Source organism: Chloroflexota bacterium (genome assembly GCA_020850535.1).
Lineage (GTDB): Bacteria > Chloroflexota > UBA6077 > UBA6077 > JACCZL01 > JADZEM01.
Genome location: JADZEM010000172.1, coordinates 1 through 14,110, shown reverse-complemented (window position 1 = coordinate 14,110; position 14,110 = coordinate 1). Strand labels below are relative to the sequence as shown.

The window sequence follows — 14,110 nt, the reverse complement described above, 5'->3', positions numbered from 1 at the left end:
GGGGGTGAGGGCCACTCCGGGGGTGAGGGCCACTCCGGGGGTGAGGGCCACTCCGGGGGTGAGGGCCACTCCGGGGGCGAGGGCCTCATTGCCGCCGGTCATCTCGTTGTACGTGTCCGGCAGGTCGTTCTCCCAGAGCACCACGTCCCCGGACGTGAGGATCTTGCCCAGGACGGCTGTCGCGGCGTCGCGGCTCTCGACGACATGCAGGTGGTCTTCGGGGAAGCCGCCGGCCCGCAGACCGTCTGCGATGGGGCGGGTGCGCTCCGGCCCGACCAGGATGACGCGGTCGCAGATGGCCGCCGCGCGCGCTCCCAGCCGATGGTGCTCCTCCTGCTCGCGCTCGGCCAGCTCGATCATCCCCGGCGTGACCAGCACCTTCTGGCCGCCCGGCAGCTCGCTCAGGACCGCCAGCGCTTCGGCCGCGCCGCTCGGGTTCGAGTTGTAGGTGTCGTCGATGACCAGGATGCCGCCCGCGCCGTGGATCGGCTGCAGGCGGTGCTGGACCGGCCTGACGAGCTGCGCGGCATCCGCGACCTCCGCCAGGCTCATGCCCATCGCCAGGGCTGCGCCGGTGGCTGCCAGGAAGTTCATCACGTTGTGGCGGCCCAGCAAGCCGATCTGGACGGTCGCCTCGCCGTGGCCGTCGGCCTCGACGGTGAACGTCAGGCCGTCGGTCGTGGTGCCGACGTCCCGCGCCCGGACCTGGGCGCCCGGCGCGGTCTGGCCGTAGCGGATGACGCGCAGGCCGCGCGCTGTCGCTCGCTCGCCCAGGCCGCGCACCAGCGGATCATCCTGGTTGATGACGGCGATGCCGTCCGGCGGCAGCGCGTCGATCAGCTCGGCCTTGGTCTGGACGATGCGCTCCATCGTCTTGAACCGCTCCAGGTGCTCCGGCCCGATGGTCGTGAAGACGCCGATGCGCGGCTCGACGAGGTTGCAGAGGAAGCGGATCTCGCCCGGGACGTAGTCGCCAAGCTCGGCCACGAAGACCTGGTGGCCCTCGTGGAGCTGCTCGCGGACCACCCGGCTGATGCCCATCGGCGTGTTGATGCTGCCGGGCGGTCGGAGGGTGCTCCAGCGTCCGCCGAGCAGGGTGGCCGTCAGCTCCTTGGTGCTGGTCTTCCCGTAGGAGCCTGCCACCGCCACGACGGTCGGGCCGTGGCGACGAAGGGTCCGCTTCGCGTCGAACAGGTAGTAGCGCCGGAAGCCCTCTTCGACCGGCCAGAGCAGCAGGTTGGCCCCGGCCGTCAGCGGCGGCCCGAGCAGGCTGGCGGCGGCTGTCCCGACCAGGAGCGCGGGGACGGCATGGCGGCGCGAGCACGGGCACAGTGCCGACGCGGCGGCGGGGGCGGCGGCCAGGAGCGCTGTGAGCAGCCCCTGGCCGCCGAGGAGGCGTTTCGCACGGGCGGTCAGTACGAGCGGCTTGGTGGCGCTCGCCGGCCTGGCGGCTCGCCAGAGCGCCGCGCCTGCCGCCGCCCAGGCGGCGACGGCCAGCGGATGCTCGGTCAGGCGCGCGCCGGCCGCCGTGCTGAGGGCCACGACAGCGAGCGTCCCGGCCGCGCTGCCCAGCGTGCCCGTCGAGGCCCAGCGGTCTCGCTGCTGGAGGGTCCAGCCGAGAAACCGCCCGGTCTGGTACCCCTCCAGTTGAAGCATGTGCAGGCTACGAAGTTGCTGGCGGGTCAGAAACGCAGCCCACGCGGCGACGCCCACGCCAGCCATCGCGCGCCCGGCCAGCTTGCGGAGCCGGCGTCCGTTCGACAGAAAACTCACGGCCCGGATGGTACGGACGCGCGCCCTCTGTCTGCCAGCCATGCGGCAGGTTGCGCTACAGTGTCATGACGCAACGTGCGGACAGGGGGAGACGCGATGCTGAGCATGAGACTTCACGCGGTGGTGATGGCCGTCGTCGCCGTGCTGGGAGGCTCGCTGTCACACCCGCTGCCGGCGGTCGCCGATGGTGCGTGGCTCGACAATGCCGCCGCCACCTGGAACACGGCCGGCATGGCGATCCCGACCGCGCCGCCGTTCGCTGCCACCAGCGATCCGCGCTGCCTGGAGCAGCTCAAGCCGGCCGAGTCGGATGCCGGGCGGGCCATCGAGGCGGCCGGCTGGAAGCTGTTCTCGGGCGACCTGGCCGACACTCACGTGCGGATCGTGCGCGGGCTGGCGGCGTTCGACGGCATGTGCCGCCCGATGGCGTATCAGGTGTTCGCGTTCACCGCCAGCACGCCACCTCAGTTTCTCGGCACGCTCTCGCCGACGCCGATGGACGCGCGGACGGATGGCGCGCTGAACCAGATCGAACTGGTGAACCTGGACCGGGTGATCGCGCGGTACTCGCGGTACAAGGACTCGGACGCGCTCTGCTGCCCGTCTGCCGTGTCGACGGTCACCTACCGTGTGGAGCAGCGCGGCACGGGACAGGTGTTGCTCCGTATGAACACCGTCACCGAGCCGACCTCTGCCGCCGCCCCGACGACCTCGGGCAGCCGGTCGTCGCCCGCGCCGGTGCAGGCCCCGGCCCAGGTCCCACGCGCTCGGTAACAGGCGATGGACCGCTCCGAATCTCTGGCGCCACTCCATGGTGACCTGGTCCTGCTCCGTCAGCCGGTCCCAGCCGATGTGGCGGCGCGGATCGAGGCTCCGCGCGATCCGGAAGAAGACCTGATGTACGGCGGCTCTGGGACGGCGAAGCAGTTCACGGCCCAGGAGGCCGAGGCGTGGTTCGCACCGTACAGCAGGCAGCAGGTCGAGCAGGAGCGCCGCTTCGTGGTGGCCGCGCTCCGATGGCCGGACGGGGGGACGGTTGACTCGCCGGACGGACGCTGCATCGGCACGATCCGTCTGCATCAGATCGTGAGCCAGGATCGGCGTGCGCGGCTGGCGGTGGGCCTGTTCGACCGGCGCTTCTGGTCGCACGGGTACGGCAGCGAGGCGATCCGGCTGGTGCTCGGGTACGGCTTCCGGACGATGCAGCTCCACCGTATCGACTTGCGGGTGCTGGCCTACAACGGCCGTGCGATCCGCGCCTACGAGAAGTGCGGCTTTGTGCGCGAGGGCGTCGAGCGAGAGTCAGCGCTCGTCAACGGCGTCTGGCACGACGACATTATCATGAGCGTACTGGACCGCGAGTTCAACGAACGCGGCCGAACTCACTGATCGAGCGTCGATGGCCGTTGCTGCGCGCCGTGCCTGATGCGCGGGATCACCACGAGCGCATCCGAAACTCGATAGATCAGTACGTACGGCGTCCGAGGAACCACCATCTCGCGGGTGTCTCGGGTGAAGCCGGCGCGCCCCGCGAGCGGAAACTCACCGACGGTTGGACTGCTCCACGGATGCGGCATAGCACGACCGCCGCGGTGCTGGGATCTGGCTCTGCGATGAACGCGTGGATTTCACCCAGCTGACGACCAGCAGTCGAAGGCTCCGGCAGGCAGGCTACCGGCGGGCGTACTTCGGCAGCGCGAACATCGACAGGTGGGTGGTGCCGTCGTAGAAGCGGAGGCCCGGCTCCACGCCGCGCTCGGAGAGGACGCGGTCAATGTACCCGACGGGTAGGGCGGCAGGATCGCGCATGCGGCTGGCCGTGCAGTAGGCCCAGCTGTCCTTGAAGAACGGCACCTCGGCTCGGTAGCGCCGCACGATGGGGAACACGTTGCCGAGCGTCGCGGCGATCTTGTCCTGCCACTCGGTGCGGCCGGGGCCGAACGTGTAGGCCTGGAGCACGATGATGCCGTCCTCGGCGAGCCGTGACCCGACCAGGCGGTAGAACTCCTCGCCGTACAGCTCGCCGATGGGGCCGTCCTCGCTGGGATCGGTGAGGTCGATGACGATCACGTCGAAGCGATCGTCCTGGTCGCGCAGGTAGGCCAGCGCGTCGCCGATCACGACATCGGCGCGCGGATCGTCGAACGCGCCCTGATGCATCTCGGCCAGGTGCTCGCGGCAGAGGTCCACCAGCTCGCCGTCGATGTCCACCATCACGGCCCGCTCGACCGATGGATGGCGGAGCACCTCGCGGAGCGTCGCACCCTCGCCGCCGCCGGCGATCAGCACCCGCTTCGGGGCTGGGTGGCAGACGAGCGAGGGGTGGACCAGCGCCTCGTGGTAGACGAACTCGTCGGCCGCGGCGGACTGCGGCGCGCCGTCCAGGAAGAGGGCGCGCCCGAACGAGCGCGTCTCGACGATCTCGACATCCTGCCACTGGGTCCTGGCGGAGGCGAGCACCTGCGTGATCTCGTAGGCGGCCCGCTCGCCGGGGACCACATCGAAGTCGCGCCATACTGGCGCGGGTCGTGGGTCGTGGGTCGAAGGTGGGAGGGATCCGCCCTCGGAATCGGTCACATGGCTCACGCTGCGCTACTCCACGACCCACGACCCCACCATGTCATCCTGAGTGAAGCGAAGGACCTCACCCACTGACGCGAGCGTTGACGGTCAGCGGGTGAGGTCCTTCGCTGCGCTCAGGACGACCATTGGGAGTCGCGGCATTTTTTACAAGTATCGATGGCCCACGAAACCTTACCGGCCGGCTGCCCGCTTGGCCGCCCGCGCCCGCTCCGTCGCCGCGAGCAGCCGCTTGCGGATCCGGAACGACTTCGGCGTGACCTCCAACAGCTCGTCGGCCGCGAGGAAGTCGAGCGACTCCTCCAGGCTCAGACGGACGGGCGGGGTCAGCCGCACCGCGATGTCGGAGGTCGAGGATCGGATGTTCGTCATCTTCTTCTCGCGGCAGACGTTGACCGCCAGGTCGTCCTCGCGGCTGTTGATCCCGACGACCATCCCCTCGTAGACCTCGGTCTGCGGATCGATCATCGTCTGGCCGCGCCCCTGGGCGTTCGCCAGCCCGTAGGTCACCGCCGTGCCGGCCTCTGACGCGATCAGCGAGCCGTTGCGGGTGGCCTGGAGCGGCCCGCGCAGCGGCTCGAAGCCGAGCAGCAGGCTCGACATCTGGCCCTCGCCGCGCGTCAGCGTCAGGAAGGCGTTGCGGAAGCCGATCAGGCCGCGCGTGGGGATCGAGTACTCGAGCCTGACCCGGCCGCGCCCGTCGTTTTCGAGGTTGGTCATCTGGGCCTGCCGCGCGGCAAGCTGCTCGGTGAGCGGCCCGACGTTCTCGTCGATGGTGTCGATCACCAGTTGCTCGATCGGCTCGACGGTCTTGCCGTTCTCCTGGTGGGTGATGGCCTGCGGGCGCGAGACTTCCAGCTCGTAGCCCTCGCGGCGCATCGTCTCGACCAGGATCGAGAGGTGCAGCTCGCCGCGTCCGCTTACCAGGAAGACGTCCGCGCTGCCGGTCTCCTCGACGCGCAGGGCCACGTTCGTCTCAAGCTCGCGCCAGAGCCGCGCCCGAAGCTGGCGGCTGGTGACGAACTTGCCCTCGCGGCCGGCCATCGGCGAGGTGTTGACGCCGAACGTCATCTGGACCGTCGGCTGCTCGACCTCCAGGCGCGGGAGCGCGTCGGGGGTGTTGGCGTTGGCGACGGTATCGCCGATCTGGACGCCTTCCAGGCTGGTGATCATGACGATGTCGCCGGCCTTCGCCTCCTCGACGGGCACGCGAGCCAGCCCCTCGAAGCGGTAGACCTGGCTGCCGCGCTGGGTGAGCGCCTGGCCCTCGGCGTTGAGCACCACCAGCGGATCGCCGGGGACGTAGCTGCCGCGCGCCACCCGCCCGATGCCGGTGCGGCCCTTGTACTCGTCGTAGCTGATGGCGGTGACGAGCATCTGGAAGCCGCCGTTCAGGTCGGCGGTGGGGGCGGGGATGTGCTGGAGGATCGCCTCGAAGAGCGGCGCGAGCGAGTCGGCCAGCTCGGTCGGCGTGGAGCCGGCCAGCCCCTCGCGGCCGTTGGTGTAGACCACCTCGAACTCGAGATGATCCTCGTGGGAGGCCAGCTCCAGGAAGAGATCCTGCACCATCCCGAGCACGACGGCCGGGCGGGCGTTGGGCCGGTCGACCTTGTTGATGACGACCAGCGGCTTGAGGTTCAGCTCCAGGGCCTTGTTCAGCACGAACCGGGTCTGCGGCATCGGGCCATCGACGGCGTCCACCAGCAGCAGGCAGCCGTCGGCCATGTTGAGGACGCGCTCGACCTCGCCGGAGAAGTCGGCGTGGCCGGGGGTGTCGATGATGTTGATGGTGACGCCGCGATACTGGACGGCGGTGTTCTTGGCGAGGATGGTGATGCCCTTTTCACGCTCCAGGGCATTCGAGTCCATGATCAGCTCGCCGACGCTCTGATTCGCCCGGAAGATGTTGCTCTGCTTGAGCATGGCGTCGACCAGCGTGGTCTTCCCATGATCAACGTGGGCGATGATGGCGATGTTGCGAAGATCGTTCCGCACAGGCGTCTCAGTCAGCGTGCTGCTCGACATGGTCTCCCCAGGGGCACCAGGGCGTGGACGGGAGCCCCTGGCACAGAAAAACGCGGCCTAAGAAAGGCCGCGTCATCGACGGCGTGTGTCGTAGAAACGGAGTATACCAGAGTTGCGGCCCGGTCTCGCTGACAACGCGCAGGCAGGTTGCGAGATGCCGACCCCGATCACCAGCGCTGCTGATGACACCTCAGGGCGACTGCATGTTGAGCGCGTCGTGCAGCGTCGTCGGGGCTTGAAAGCCCCACCTCAGGGAACAGCGGCGTGACCGCCGCCACGTTCATCCTGACGCTCAGCCCCGCGGGCAACCAGATCGTGACGGTTCAAGCGCAGACGGCAAACGAGACCGTCCTGGCTGGCTCGGACTACACGGCGCTCGGGCCAGCAGGCCATTCGTTACGCAGGGCGATTGCATGTTCGCTGGTGTTCCCGAAGCGCGACGAGACGCGCAGGCGGGGGTTGAAACCCCCGCCTACCGTCACGCCGTCGCTGCGCGACGGACGCCGGGAACAGCGTCGTCCGGTGAGACCGGGGCGTCGCGAAGCGACTGCAGGATGGTAGGCGGGGCTTTCAAGCCCCGACGACGCTGCACGACGACATCAACATGCAATCGTCCTGGCGCTGCCCTCAGGGCGATTGCATGTTCGTTGGTGTCCCCGAAGCATCATGGAACGGGCGGTCGGGGACTGAAGTCCCCGCCTACACGCATTCAGTCGCTGCGCGACGGACGCCGGGAACAGCGTCGTCCGGTGAGACCGGGGCGTCGCGAAGCGACTGCAGGAGCGTAGGCGGGGCTTTCAAGCCCCGACGCGGCGGCACGACACACCCAACATGCGATTGCCCTGATTCGTTACGTCCGGATGAAGCCGGAACGGCGTCGGGCCAGTATACTGATGCACTCCTGCTCTGGGCTCGGCTGCCGGAGCTGCGTTTCGACTTGAAGCGGCGTCCCGATGCCAGTATGTCGGGCGTTCCAGACGGGTGACTATGATCCGACCATCGCGCGTCTTCACCGTCGTCCCGACCATCCCGCCGGCGCTCGCCGTCCTCAAGGATCTGGCCTACAACCTCCGCTGGACCTGGGACCATCAGACGGCAGATCTCTTCCGGCGGCTCGATCCGGCACGCTGGGAAGCTACCAACCACAACCCGGTGCTGCTGCTGCGCACCACTGATCAGGTACGCCTGAACGAGGCTGCCCGCGATCCGGCCTACCGCCGCGAGCTTGCGGGCGCGGCTGCCGAGCTTGCCGCCTATATGGACGGCGACGGCGCCGACGTGGCCGCGAAGCCGCGTGTCGCCTACTTCTCGGCCGAGTTCGGGCTGTCTGAGTGCCTGCCGATCTACTCTGGCGGCCTCGGCGTGCTCTCCGGCGATCACCTCAAGTCGGCCAGTGACCTGAACCTGAACCTGACCGCCATCAGCCTCTACTACCGGCACGGCTACTTCGTGCAGCGGCTGCGCCCGGATGGCTGGCAGGAGGAGCAGTACGTCGACAACGATCCGGCGACGCTCCCGGTCACGCCGGCGCTCGGGCCGGACGGCGAGCAGATCCGACTGGAGCTGGGGTTCCCCGGGCGCGACCTCCACGTGCTGGTCTGGCAGGTGCAGGTGGGGCGGATCACGCTCTACTTGCTGGATACGGACCTCGAAGAGAATCAGCCGGCGGACCGCGCCATCACCGGCCGCCTCTACGGCGGCGACCGTGACATGCGTATCCGCCAGGAGCTGCTGCTCGGCATCGGCGGGCTGCGGGTGCTCGACATCATCGGCAAGCGCCCGGAGGTCTGCCACCTGAACGAGGGTCACTCGGCGTTCCTGACGCTGGAGCGCATCCGGCAGCTCATGAACGAGCAGGGGCTGTCGTTCGACGAGGCGCGCGCCGTCGCCGCCGCTGGCATGGTCTTCACGACCCACACGCCGGTGGCCGCCGGCCACGATGCGTTCGAGCCGGGGACCATCGACTACTACCTGGGCGACTACTACCGCGAGCTGGGGCTCTCTCGCTCGGAGTTCATGGCGCTCGGGAGGCTGCACCCGCAGGACGAGAGCGAGCCGTTCTCAATGACGATCCTGGCGCTGCGGCTCACCGCCCGCAGCAACGGCGTCAGCATCCTCCACGGCGACCTCTCGCGGCGGCTGTGGGGCGGCGTCTGGCCGGGGCTGGCCGAGGAAGAAGTGCCGACCGGCAGCATCACGAACGGCGTGCATCTGCGGACCTGGCTCGCGCCCGAGTTCACCGACCTCTACGAGAACATGCAGATGCCGGCCGTCTGGACCGGCGCGTTGGAGAGCAGCCCGCGCGTCAAAGCGGTGGACGAGATCCCCGCTCGCGACCTGTGGGACCGCCACGAGCGGCTGCGCGATGAGCTGGTCCACTTCGTGCGGGCACGGCTGGCGTCACAGCTCGCGCGGCAGAACGCCGGCCCGGCCGAGGTGGCGCGGGCGGTCGAGGCGCTGAACGGCAAGACGCTGACCATCGGGTTCGCGCGGCGGTTCGCCGAGTACAAGCGGGCGGCGCTGCTGTTGCGAGATCCTGACCGGCTGATCCGCCTCGTCACCGACCCGAAGCGGCCGGTCCAGTTTGTGTTTGGCGGCAAGGCGCACCCGCACGATAACGGCGGCAAGGAGCTGCTGCGCCAGTTGTTCGAGATCTCGAAGCGCGAGGAGCTGCGCGGACGGATCGTCGTGCTGGAGGAGTACGACATCGGCGTGGCCCGGCGGATGGTGCAGGGCGTGGACGTCTGGCTCAACACGCCGCGACGGCCGCTGGAGGCCAGCGGCACCAGCGGCATGAAGGCGACGGCCAACGGCGCGATCCACGTCGGGACGCTCGACGGCTGGTGGGACGAGGCGTACCGGGCCGGCCTCGGCTGGGCCATCGGCGACCGCCGCCACTACGACGATCCGAACTTCCAGGACCATCTGGAAAGCAACTCGCTCTACGACCTGCTGGAACGGGAGCTGGTGCCGACCTTCTACGACCGCGACGCCAACGATCTGCCGCAGGGGTGGATCGCCAAGATGCGGGCTTCGATGGGCGGCCTGACCCCGATCTTCAACACCGACCGGATGGTCTCCGAGTACCTGAACCAGTACTACGCGCCGGCCGCCGAGGACTTCCGCACGCTCTCCGCGGACGGCTTCGCGCCGACGCGCGAGGTGGCTGCCTGGGTGGCCCGGGTGCGCGAGGAGTGGCCGAACGTGACGGTGGTGGACGTCCAGGGCCTGTCTGGCGCGGTGGCGGCCGGCACGACGCTGGACGTGGTGGCCGAGGTGGCGCTGGGCGGCCTCAAGCCCGACGAGGTCGAGGTTCACCTGGCGACGGGGCTGCTCGACAGCGAAGGGGTCTTGTCCGGCCCCAGGCTGACGGTCCTCGACCGACGTGGCGCGGGCCCGGATGACACGTACCGCTTCGGCATCGAGAGCGTGAGCGTCGAGCGGAGCGGTCGACACGGGTTCGCGGTGCGGGTGGTGCCGCGCCACCCGTCGCTGCCGATCCCGTTCCCGCTGGGGCTGGTGCGCTGGAGCGACTGACTCCTACGCTTTCTTCGCCCCGCGATCCTTCTCGGACAGATGCTCGAACGTCTCGCCGGTCGCGCAGATGGTCCGGGTCACTGCGCGACCGCCGTACACCCAGTAGATCCGCATGACCGTCGTGCCGCGATTGATGAAGCAGTGCGGCACGCCGGCCGGCACCCAGGTCACGTCCTCCGGCTGGAGTGGGAACTCATCCTCGCCGATGACGGCCGTAGCCTGCCCTTCGAGGATCATCACCGTCTCTTCGACGTTGTGCGTGTGGAGCGGCAGCGCCGTGCCCGGCTCGAAGATGGTCATGCCGGTGGTGACCTTGTTGCCCTCGGTGTTCCACTTGCCGATCAGCGGAACGGTCTTGACGCCGGTGCCGCGGTCGAACAGCTCGATGTCGGCGGGATGGAGGATCTGGGGATCGCTGACGCGCTCGTCAGCCGTCGACTGCGCGCTCTGCTCGCTCATCGTGCCTCCCTGCGCCGTCGCCTGGGCCGTACCGGCGCGGACGCGGCGGTTGTGCCTGAGGATAGCGCCAGCCGCCGGCCTGCTGTCGACTGCTGGCAGCAATCCGCGCCGCGAGTTTCACAGGTGTGAGATCATGAAGCGTCACGTCTTCGGCGCGTGTGCGTTCTCTTGATGCGGGGCGCGCACCGCCGGGCTCCCACGAGGGCCGCAGGCTCGCCTCTTGAGGAGAATTGCCACGATGATCAGTCACTCGCTGACGGACGCCCTGAACGAGCAGCTCAAGCAGGAGCTGTACTCCTCGTATCTGTACCTGCAGATGTCGGCCTACTGCGAGTCGCAGAACCTGCCGGGCTTCGCGCACTGGATGCGTTTGCAGTCCGAGGAGGAGCGCGGCCACGCGATGAAGTTCTACGACCACATCCTTGACCGTGGCGGTCAGGTGGTGCTGGCCTCGCTGCCGCAGCCGCCGAGCGACTACCAGGGGCCTATCGCCATTTTCGAGCTGGCGCTCGGCCACGAGCAGGAGATCACCTCGCTGATCGAGCAGCTGTACCGGCAGGCCGAGGCCGAGCAGGACCACTCGACGCAGGTGTTCCTGCAGTGGTTCATCTCTGAGCAGGTCGAGGAGGAGAAGACGGCCTCAACGGTGCTGGAGACGCTCCGGATGGCCGGCGACAACAAGGTCGCGCTGCTGATGATCGACCGGGAGCTTGGCGCACGGGCGGCAGCCGGGGCCTGACGTCCGTCACTCTGAGGCTGGTGACCTCACCTCCAACCATCGGGATGACCTCACCCTCGGGCGTTGGGGGTGAGGCCTTCCGACGGCTGCTCTCAGACCTCGATCAGCCCGACATAGTTCTCGGCCAGCGAGGTCGCGGCGGCCTTCGACGAGATGACGTACCGCAGCTGCGAGAGCTGGAGCCGCTGCTGGAAGATGTCGTCCGTCTCGAAGCGGTGCAGCAGCGAGGTCATGAACCACGAGAAGTGCTGCGCCCGCCAGACGCGCCGTAGGCAGACCGACGAGTAGGCGTCGAGCTTCTCCATGCTGCTGGAGCGGTACCATGCGGCCAGCCCATCGGCCAGTACGCGCACGTCGGCCACGGCGAGGTTGAGTCCCTTTGCGCCGGTCGGCGGCACGATGTGGGCGGCGTCGCCGGCCAGGAAGAGCCGCCCGTACTGCATCGGCTCCACCACGTAGCTCCGCATGGCCGTGATGCCCGATTCGAGGATCGGACCCTCGTTCACCCTGGCGCCGTCGCGGGTGGCGAGCCGGGTCCGCAGCTCCTGCCAGATCCGCTGCTCGGGCCAGTTGCTCAGCTCCTCGTCGGGCCGGACCTGGAGGTACAGGCGGCTGACCTCAGCCGAGCGCATGCTGGAGAGCGCAAAGCCCCGCGCGTGGTTGGCGTAGGCGACCTCAGTCGAGGTGGGCGGGGCGGCGGCCAGGATGCCCAGCCAGGCGAACGGGTAGGTGTGGTCGTAGGCGGTCAGCACGCCGGGCGGGATCGCGCCGCGTGAGATGCCGTGGAAGCCGTCGCAGCCGGCCACGAAGTCGGCGTGCAGCTCGCGGATCTCGCCGTCCTGCTCGTAGCGCACGCTCGGGGAGGCTGAGTCGGGGTTCTCGATACTCATGGCCCCGGCCTCGAAGCGGATCTGGCCGCCGGCTGCCAGCCGCGCCTGGATGAGATCCTTGACGACCTCCTGCTGGCCGTACACGGTGATGGACCGGCCGCCGGTCAGCTCGGTCAGGGGGATGCGGTGGCGCTGGCCGTCGAAGCGGAGCTCGATGCCATCGTGCACCATCCCCTCGCGGGTCATCCGCTCGCCGACGCCGATCTCGTTGAGCAGGTCAACGGTGCCCTGTTCGAGGACGCCCGCGCGGACGCGGCGCTCGACGTACTCCCGCGAGCGGCTTTCGAGCACGACGGACTCGATGCCGGCCCGCGCCAGCAGGTGCGAGAGGGTCAGGCCGGCTGGCCCGGCTCCGACGATGGCAACCCCTGTCCGCTCCATCAGCAACCTCGACCGGTGAGTCGTCGGGGCGGCGTCGCCCACGGCAGCATCAGGATAGCGGTCTCGGGCGCCGCCCGGTATGTGCCTGCGAGCGTGCTGACGCCGTGTTTGGCTGGCGGCTGGCTGGCAGGTTCAGGACATTCGCTGACAGCGCTGTGTCAGCGAGATTTCAGTCCCCTGCCAGCCAGCCCGCCGTCCCCAGGGCGTTGTCTTGTGTGAAGTCAGACAGGCGACTCCCGACGGAGGAACATCATGAACGTCAGTACCGTCAATTCGTCCAGCGCGATGCAGGGCGCACAGGGCATGCGCCGACCGCCGAAGCTCTCCGACGAAACCGTGAGCGCGCTCGCGGACAAGCTCCGCGTCTCAGCGGATGAGCTGAAGACGAAGCTGGAGTCCTCGGACGATCCACGCAAGGTGCTCGATCAGCTGGCTCAGGAGAAGGGCGTCTCGACGGACGAGCTGCGCGAGGTTGTCCGCGCGACGGCCCCGCAGCGGGCCGGTCAGACTGGTGAGGCCGGCCCCCCGCCGCCCCCTCCTGGTGGCGCCGGCGGCCCTGGCGGCGTCTCGTTCGACGACGAGGCCGGTCAGAAGCTGCTGGAGACGCTCGCGGACAAGATGGGTACGTCATCCGATGAGTTGAAGTCGCGCCTGGACAGCGGCGAGAGCCTGAAGGACATCCTCGACGCGTCGGGGCTGTCGCACGAGGATGTCAAGTCGGCGTTCGAGGAGGCGTTCAAGTCGGTCAAGCCGTACAACGCCAGCGGCTCGACCGCCGACAGCGCGGCGCTGTCGTACAGCACCGTGGACGTGTCGGTCTAGCGGCCACACAATCGCCAGGGATGGCGTGGGGGTCGTCTGTCGTGACACGACGACCCCGCCTGCAGGATGCGGCGCTCCGTGGGGCAGTCACGGACTTCATCGCCCGAAGCGCGAGCTGGCCCGCGCGCCTGGACGGCCACCTCGCGAATAGTGATCCGGCATGCATCGTGCGGCGTATCTTCTGTGAGGGTTGCGGGCAGCTCTCACCTCGTCGTCAGGGATGGCGGGGATCCCAACCAGGAGGTGCGCTCATGCGCACGCTGTTCGAGCTCGATTCTGACATCGAGATCGTGAACGATCCGATGGACGGCATGGACGACCTGTCGAACCAGCCGATCAACGACGCCGACGACTGAACCTCGATCCTGCACGGATCGCGGAACAAGAACGAGCGCCCCGGCCAGCCTGGCCGGGGCGCTCTGATGTGTAGGAGACGTGGACCCTGGTCAGACCTCCGAGGTGAAGGTTCGCTGGGGCCAGTCACGTCATCCCGACCGAAGCGAGCCGCCAGCCCCATCACGTCATCCCGACCGAAGCGAGCTTGCGAGCGAAGCGGAGGGATCCTCCCCGCTGGCGCGACGGTTGAATGTCAGCGGGTGAGATCCTTCGCTGCGCTCAGGATGACATTCCTTCTCGCACGATTTACATGAGTGCGGCATATCGTGCGTGCGCCACGATGGCCCACCTCTCTTGCGCACATGCTCTGTGGCCTGACAGGGGACGCAGGGTGAGGGCCTGCCGCAGCAGTCAGGGCTGTCTGCCCCGAGCATGAGTGAGTCCCCGGCGGAATGCAGCCTTTGCTCGCTGACTGCGCCTTCACCGTGTTGGCCATCACGTGGGGGAGGGGTTCCCCGGCGGAATGCAGCCTTTGCTCGCTGACTGCGCCTTCACCGTGTTGGCCATC

Annotated in this window: 11 protein-coding genes; 5 read left to right on the top strand and 6 right to left on the bottom strand. The window is 68.7% G+C overall.

The annotated features are described in order from the left end of the window. The coding region (locus tag IT306_24735; GenBank protein ID MCC7371648.1) for a UDP-N-acetylmuramoyl-tripeptide--D-alanyl-D-alanine ligase at positions 1-1,773 on the bottom strand (1,773 nt) is incomplete at its 3' end. Positions 1,774-1,878: 105 nt separating this feature from the next. On the opposite strand from IT306_24735, the gene IT306_24730 reads away from it, so the two are divergent. Further along, positions 1,879-2,547 carry an LppP/LprE family lipoprotein gene (locus tag IT306_24730; protein ID MCC7371647.1) on the top strand — a complete coding sequence of 223 codons (669 nt, stop codon included), beginning with the start codon at positions 1,879-1,881 and terminating at the stop codon, positions 2,545-2,547. Positions 2,548-2,553: 6 nt separating this feature from the next. Beyond that, positions 2,554-3,162 (top strand): GNAT family N-acetyltransferase, encoded by a 609-nt coding sequence (locus IT306_24725; GenBank protein MCC7371646.1) that lies wholly within the window; start codon positions 2,554-2,556, stop codon positions 3,160-3,162. On the opposite strand, the gene IT306_24720 is transcribed toward IT306_24725, so the two are convergent. The 3 genes from IT306_24720 to typA form a co-directional block, all read right to left on the bottom strand. Next, on the bottom strand, positions 3,156-3,350 hold the full coding sequence (locus tag IT306_24720) for a type II toxin-antitoxin system RelE/ParE family toxin (protein MCC7371645.1): 195 nt from the start codon (positions 3,348-3,350) through the stop codon (positions 3,156-3,158). The genes IT306_24725 and IT306_24720 overlap by 7 nt on opposite strands. 94 nt (positions 3,351-3,444) lie before the next feature. After that, positions 3,445-4,272 (bottom strand): polyamine aminopropyltransferase, encoded by an 828-nt coding sequence (gene speE, locus IT306_24715; protein MCC7371644.1) that lies wholly within the window; start codon positions 4,270-4,272, stop codon positions 3,445-3,447. A gap of 255 nt (positions 4,273-4,527) precedes the next feature. Beyond that, complete coding sequence (gene typA, locus IT306_24710; protein MCC7371643.1) at positions 4,528-6,378, bottom strand: translational GTPase TypA; 1,851 nt, start codon at positions 6,376-6,378, stop codon at positions 4,528-4,530. 987 nt (positions 6,379-7,365) lie between these two features. Between typA and glgP the strand changes: the two genes are divergently transcribed. Next, on the top strand, positions 7,366-9,915 hold the full coding sequence (gene glgP / locus IT306_24705; GenBank protein MCC7371642.1) for an alpha-glucan family phosphorylase: 2,550 nt from the start codon (positions 7,366-7,368) through the stop codon (positions 9,913-9,915). 3 nt (positions 9,916-9,918) lie between these two features. Here glgP and IT306_24700 read toward each other — a convergent pair whose 3' ends face one another. Continuing rightward, on the bottom strand, positions 9,919-10,374 hold the full coding sequence (locus IT306_24700; GenBank protein ID MCC7371641.1) for a cupin domain-containing protein: 456 nt from the start codon (positions 10,372-10,374) through the stop codon (positions 9,919-9,921). Positions 10,375-10,612: 238 nt separating this feature from the next. Between IT306_24700 and IT306_24695 the strand changes: the two genes are divergently transcribed. Further along, positions 10,613-11,113 (top strand): ferritin, encoded by a 501-nt coding sequence (locus IT306_24695; GenBank protein ID MCC7371640.1) that lies wholly within the window; start codon positions 10,613-10,615, stop codon positions 11,111-11,113. 92 nt (positions 11,114-11,205) lie between these two features. Here the strand turns inward: IT306_24695 and IT306_24690 are convergent, their stop codons facing one another. Next, positions 11,206-12,384: a 4-hydroxybenzoate 3-monooxygenase gene (locus tag IT306_24690; protein ID MCC7371639.1), complete on the bottom strand. Its 1,179-nt coding sequence runs from the start codon at positions 12,382-12,384 to the stop codon at positions 11,206-11,208. Between the two features lie 252 nt (positions 12,385-12,636). Here IT306_24690 and IT306_24685 point away from each other — a divergent pair, with 252 nt between their 5' ends. Further along, positions 12,637-13,206 (top strand): hypothetical protein, encoded by a 570-nt coding sequence (locus IT306_24685; GenBank protein MCC7371638.1) that lies wholly within the window; start codon positions 12,637-12,639, stop codon positions 13,204-13,206. Positions 13,207-14,110 lie beyond the last annotated feature (904 nt).